Raw genomic sequence first — 5543 nt, forward strand, 5'->3', positions numbered from 1 at the left:
CAGCATTTCAGCTTGACGAAGAGCCCTCCCCTCAACTCCCCGAACTTACCGAATCCTCGATCGACGACCCTGTGCGGATGTATTTGCAAGAGATAGGCCAGGTTTCGCTGCTAACCGCCCAGCAGGAAGTTGAGTTGGCGAAGGCGATGGAGGCTGGAAATCATGCGCGGCACATGCTGCGTAATGAGATGCTGAATTGGGAAGAACGGTGTGTGGCCCAGCGGCTCGTTGAAGCAGGGAACGAAGCCCGTCGCCACCTGATCCAGGCCAACCTGCGGCTCGTCGTCTCGATCGCCAAGAAGTATACCTCGTACGGCTTGACGATGATGGATCTGATTCAAGAGGGCAATATCGGCCTGATGCGCGCGGTTGAGAAGTTCGACTACACCAAGGGTCATAAGTTCTCGACCTATGCAACATGGTGGATTCGCCAGGCGATCACCCGCGCGATTGCCGATCAAAGCCGCACGATTCGCCTGCCCGTGCATATGGGCGAGGCGATCTCCCAGGTGAAGCGGACATCGCACAAGCTGCAACAGTCGATGCAGCGCGAGCCGACGCCCGAAGAGATCGCCGATGCGATGGGCATTACCGCCGGCAAGGTGCGGCGGACGCTCGAAGCCTCGATGCACCCCCTCTCGCTCGAAATGCCCGTCGGCCAGGATGGCGAAGGCCGCATGGGTGACTTCATCGAAGACGAGCGGCTGGCAACACCAGCCGAGGCCGCCGCGCAGACGATGCTGCGCGAGCAGATCGATGAGGTTCTCGACAAATTACCTGAGCGCGAGCGCAAAATCATTCAACTGCGGTACGGCCTCAAAGATGGCAAATACCGAACGCTGGAAGAAGTTGGCGTGGAGTTCGGTATTACTCGTGAGCGTATCCGGCAGATCGAAGCGGTAGCGCTCCGCAAACTGCGCCACCCGCACCTGGGTAAAAAGCTGCGCGGCTACCTTGACTAGCCCCTGAGACATATGCTGCTGTGGCCCTCCTCGATCAGCGCGAGGAGGGCTTTGTTATTGGCGGTCAATCTCAGGCCGCAATTTTAAACCGGGCGGGTTTTTAGGTGGTGTTAAAGATCGTGGTAGCTTAATGATCCGATGTCGAGACGAGCGGGCGTAGCTCATGCGGATTCATATGGCAGGCGGGCCGTAGCAGATTGACAATAGTAAACCTTACCGTATAATGCGCAGGCACTACAGCCATTCGTTAGCGCCATAGACTAGAGCTGATGGAAAGGAGGTAGTGGGTTCGTTTACTACAGTCACCCGGCTGGCGCCGGATCGCCCGTTTTTCCTCCACCCGTACATTCATAAAGGAGCAACAGGATGTCCCGTTATTCGCAACGTGCAAGGATGTTTACCTGGACGTTGATCATTGCCCTCATCGTCCCGATCCTGGCGGCGTGTGGCGGCACGACCGCTCCGCCTGCGGCATCACCATCGCCCGCAGCGTCGGCATCGCCCGCAGCGTCGGCATCGCCTGCAGCGTCGCCATCGCCCGCAGCGTCGCCATCACCCGCTGAAACCGCCACTACTGGAGCAGAAGCATCGGCAGCCCCCTCTCCGATCAACGACAAGGTCTTCGTTGCTGCCTACAACCAGTCGCCTGATACGCTGTTCAGCCTCGAAACCACCAGCGGCATGCTCAACGAGGTGGGTATCGGCCTGGGCCGTGAGATCGGCGGCTTCTACTGCTACGACAACCTGAGCTACGATTACCAGGTGCGCTACTGCTACGATGAGTTCCCGACCTTCGAGAACGGCGGCGCAGTGACGGAGACCGTCACGGTCGATCCCAGCAAGATCAGCGCGGAGAGCCCGATCGTGATCGACGGCACGCTCGTCACCGATACGGCGGTTGCCCAGGAGGCCGGCATTGAGATCCCGTCCGAGCTGCCGCAGTTGACGCTGACCTTCAAGCTCAACGAGCAGCTCCGCTGGGAAGACGGCACGCCGGTGACGTCGGCGGACGCTAAGGAAGCCTTCCGCATCAAGAAAGACCCGACGCTTCAGCTTCCGGTGCGCTACACCATCGATCGCACGCTGAGCGTTGACACGCCCGACGACTACACCGTCATCCAGCAGTACGCTCCGGGCTACCTGGACTTCGACTACTACCTCACCTTCGTTGGCTTTATGCCTACCCACAAGTACAGCGGCCAGTCGATCGAAGAGATCCGCGATCAGGAAACCAGCCATCCGTGGTCGTACGGCCCGTACATGGTTCAGGAGCACATCCCCGGCGAGTCGACGACGCTCGTGTCGAACCCGTACTTCTTCAAGCAGCCCAAGATCGGCACGGTGGTCTACAAGTACGTTGCCGACCAGGAGCAGTTGATCGCGCAGCTCGAAAGCGGCCAGATCGACTACGCCGGCACCGTCGGTCTGACGCTGGGCCAGGCACCGCAGCTTGACGACATGGAAGCCGCTAACAAGGTCACGGCACAGTACGTTCCGTCGACGACCTGGGAGCACATCGACTTCGGTATCGTCCGTGGCGATGACCAGCCCTCGTTCTTCGACGATGTGCGCACGCGCCAGGCGGTGGCCTACGCGATCAACCGCCAGCAGATCATCGACAACGTGCTCTTCGGCAAGACCACGGTGATGAACACCTACGTCCCGTCGGATCACCCGTCTTATCCGGGCGACTCCGAGCTGGAGCCATACAACTTCGATCCTGAGAAGGCCAAGCAGTTGCTCAGCGACGTTGGCTGGACGGCTGGCTCGGACGGCATTCTGGAGAAGGATGGCCGCAAGTTCTCGGTGACGTTCTACACCACGCAGGGCAACGCCACGCGCCAGGCCGCTGCCGAGATCATTCAGCAGAACCTGAAGGAAGTCGGCATCGACATCAAGCTTGAGTTCGTGCCCGGTCCTGAGGTGCTCTTCAAGGAAGGCGCTGAGGGTATTCTCGACAGCCGCCGCTTCGACCTGGCGATGTACGCCTGGGGTTCGGGCGTCGATCCGTCGCACACTCTGTACCGCAGCGACTTCATCCCGACTCCGGAGAATAACTACTCCGGCCAGAACAACCCCGGCTATAGCAATTCTGAGTTCGACGCGGCTGCCAAGGCGACCACGATCGAGCTGAACAAGGAGAAGCGCCGCGAGCTGGATAAGGCTCCGCTGGTGATCGCCAACAAGGAGCTTCCGACCTTCCCGCTGTATCAGCGCGTGAACGTCGGCGCGTTCAACCCGGCGGTCACGGGCATCAAGCTCGACCCGACCAGCGACCGCGACCTGTTCAATATCGAAGACCTCGACATCAACAAGTAGTCGTTGGTGAAACGGTGTGGACGTGGGGATGGAGCAAGCCTTCATCCCCACGCCGCTACCTCGTCTGAGACGGAGCTGAGATCATCTAAATCGAAAAATGTATTATGATTAGCCCTAGCTTTTGTTTCTAGCTCTCTAGCAAGGGAATTTTTGGGGGCTTCCCCCAAACCCCCGGCCTCACGGCGCACGAGGAGTAACGACAGGATATGGTTACATTTCTGATCCGACGCTTCTTCCAGATGGGCCTTGTGCTCTTAATCTCTACCATCGTTGTGTACGTTATTTTGAGCCTTGTGCCGGGCGGTCCGTTGGATGCCCTGCTGGAGCAGAGCGATCCCCGCGCGCGGCCCAGCGCGGGCGACATCCAGCGTATGCAGAAGGCGATGGGCCTGGATAAGCCGCTCTATTTGCAGTATGTCACCTGGCTGGCGGGCGATACCTGGCTCGACAACGTTGGCCTGGAGCAGTACGCGGGTGAGCGCAAGGGCATTATTCGCGGCGACTGGGGCGTTTCGTGGAAGATCGAGCGTAACCGATCGGTGATGGAGGTGATCGGGCGGCGGCTGCCTGACACCCTGCGCCTGATGATTACCTCGACGCTGCTTTCAGTGTTGCTGGCGATCCCGATCGGCGTGTACTCGGCAGTGAAGCAGTACTCGCGGCTCGACTACTTCTTCACCACCTTTAGCTTCCTGGGTATTTCGCTGCCGTCCTTCTGGTTTGGCCTGATGCTGATCGCGGCGACGCTGGCGATGCACCGCAAGGGCTTCTTCTACTTCCCGACCGGCGATGTGCTGGCGCTCCGCGATTATACCGTGCCAGGCCTGGGCACGGTCGAGGCGCGATCACTTACGGATCGGGTGATGCATCTGGTGATGCCGGTGGTGGTGCTTGGCCTGCTCAATCTGGCCGGGTTTAGCCGCTTCCTGCGCTCGTCGATGCTTGAGGTGCTCAAGCAAGACTATGTGCGCACGGCGCGCGCCAAGGGGCTGCGCGAGCGCGTCGTGGTGCTCAAGCACGCGATGCGCAACGCGCTGATCCCGCTGATCACAATCTTTGTGTTCACGATCCCCAACGTCTTCAGCGGCGCGCTGATTACCGAGACGATCTTCAACTATAAAGGGCTGGGCTTCTTGTATATCCAGGCGCTGGGGCAGAAAGACTGGCCGATCGTGTCAGCGTTTTTGCTGATCAACGCGATCTTGATCGTCATCGCCAATTTGCTGGCCGACATCCTGTACACGGTTGCCGACCCACGTATCCGGCTTGACTAGCCGCTGACGGACCGACACCCGGCGATCCGTCTACGATCCGAATCCGGAAGCATGATACAAAGGTAGGAAGATATGGCTGTTGCTACGCCACAGATGGAAGGCTCCGAGATCCTTCAGAATAAGGTTGAAAACCCGATTATCACCGTGCTGCGGCGCTACGCACGGCACCGCCTGGCGGTCCTCAGCACGATTGTGCTCGGCACGATTATCATGATGTCGCTCGCCGCGCCCTGGATCTCCTCATACGACCCGAACTACAATGTTCCGCCGAACAAGAATCTGCCGCCATCGTGGGAGCACCTGATGGGCACCGATTACATCGGGCGCGATATTTTCTCGCGGGTGATCCACGCCGGACGTGTATCGCTGGGGATCGCGTTCATCACGGTGCTGTGCAGCGATGCGCTGGGCATTATCATCGGCGTGGTCAGCGGCTACTTCGGCGGGCGGGTCGATGCGCTGATTATGCGCGTCGTCGACTTTATGCTGACGCTGCCGCTGCTGCCGATTTTGCTGGTGCTGATCACGATTTTCAGCCCCAGTATCCGGCTGCTGATCATCGTGCTGGTGCTGACGAACTGGACCGGCAGCGCGCGCCTGATTCGCGGCCAGATCTTGAGTATTCGTGAGCGCGAGTTTGTTGAGGCATCGCGGGCGCTGGCCGCTTCCAAGGCGCGGATTATGTTTCGGCACATGGTTCCGAACGCGCTCGCGCCGATCATCGTCAATGTGACGCTGAGCTTGAGCGGGATCATCATTCTGGAGGCCGCGCTGAGCTACCTGGGCTTCGGCGTCCAGCCGCCGCAGGCGTCGTGGGGCAATATGTTGCAGAACGCCGGTAGCCTGACGGTCTTGGAGCGCTATCCCTGGCAGGCGTTCTTCCCCGGCCTGGCGATCTTTTTGACCTCGCTCTGCTTCAACTTCATGGGCGATGGCCTGCGCGACGCGCTCGACCCGCGCATGAAGCTGTAATTTCTCGCGCCGCTCG

At 59.7% G+C, this 5543-nt stretch carries 4 protein-coding genes; all 4 read left to right on the forward strand.

Annotated features, from left to right (window positions below; translation table 11 throughout):
* On the forward strand, positions 1-962 hold a 962-nt coding region (rpoD, locus tag VFZ66_16230), incomplete at its 5' end, for an RNA polymerase sigma factor RpoD (protein HEX6290739.1).
* Between the two features lie 366 nt (positions 963-1328).
* A complete protein-coding gene (locus VFZ66_16235; protein HEX6290740.1) occupies positions 1329-3281 on the forward strand; it encodes a peptide ABC transporter substrate-binding protein in 1953 nt (650 codons plus the stop codon).
* 206 nt (positions 3282-3487) lie between these two features.
* Complete coding sequence (locus tag VFZ66_16240; GenBank protein ID HEX6290741.1) at positions 3488-4555, forward strand: ABC transporter permease; 1068 nt, start codon at positions 3488-3490, stop codon at positions 4553-4555.
* Between the two features lie 72 nt (positions 4556-4627).
* Positions 4628-5527, forward strand: a complete 900-nt coding sequence (gene opp4C / locus VFZ66_16245; protein HEX6290742.1) for an oligopeptide ABC transporter permease — start codon at positions 4628-4630, stop codon at positions 5525-5527.
* The last annotated feature ends 16 nt before the right edge of the window (positions 5528-5543 follow it).

Source organism: Herpetosiphonaceae bacterium (genome assembly GCA_036374795.1).
Taxonomy (GTDB): Bacteria; Chloroflexota; Chloroflexia; order Chloroflexales; family Kallotenuaceae; genus LB3-1.

Excerpts from the sequence above, each read along its gene's own strand:
- opp4C (HEX6290742.1), top strand. The coding sequence starts at position 4,628 with ATGGCTGTTGCTACGCCACAGATGGAAGGCTCCGAGATCCTTCAGAAT.
- VFZ66_16235 (HEX6290740.1), top strand. The coding sequence starts at position 1,329 with ATGTCCCGTTATTCGCAACGTGCAAGGATGTTTACCTGGACGTTGATC.
- VFZ66_16240 (HEX6290741.1), top strand. The coding sequence starts at position 3,488 with ATGGTTACATTTCTGATCCGACGCTTCTTCCAGATGGGCCTTGTGCTC.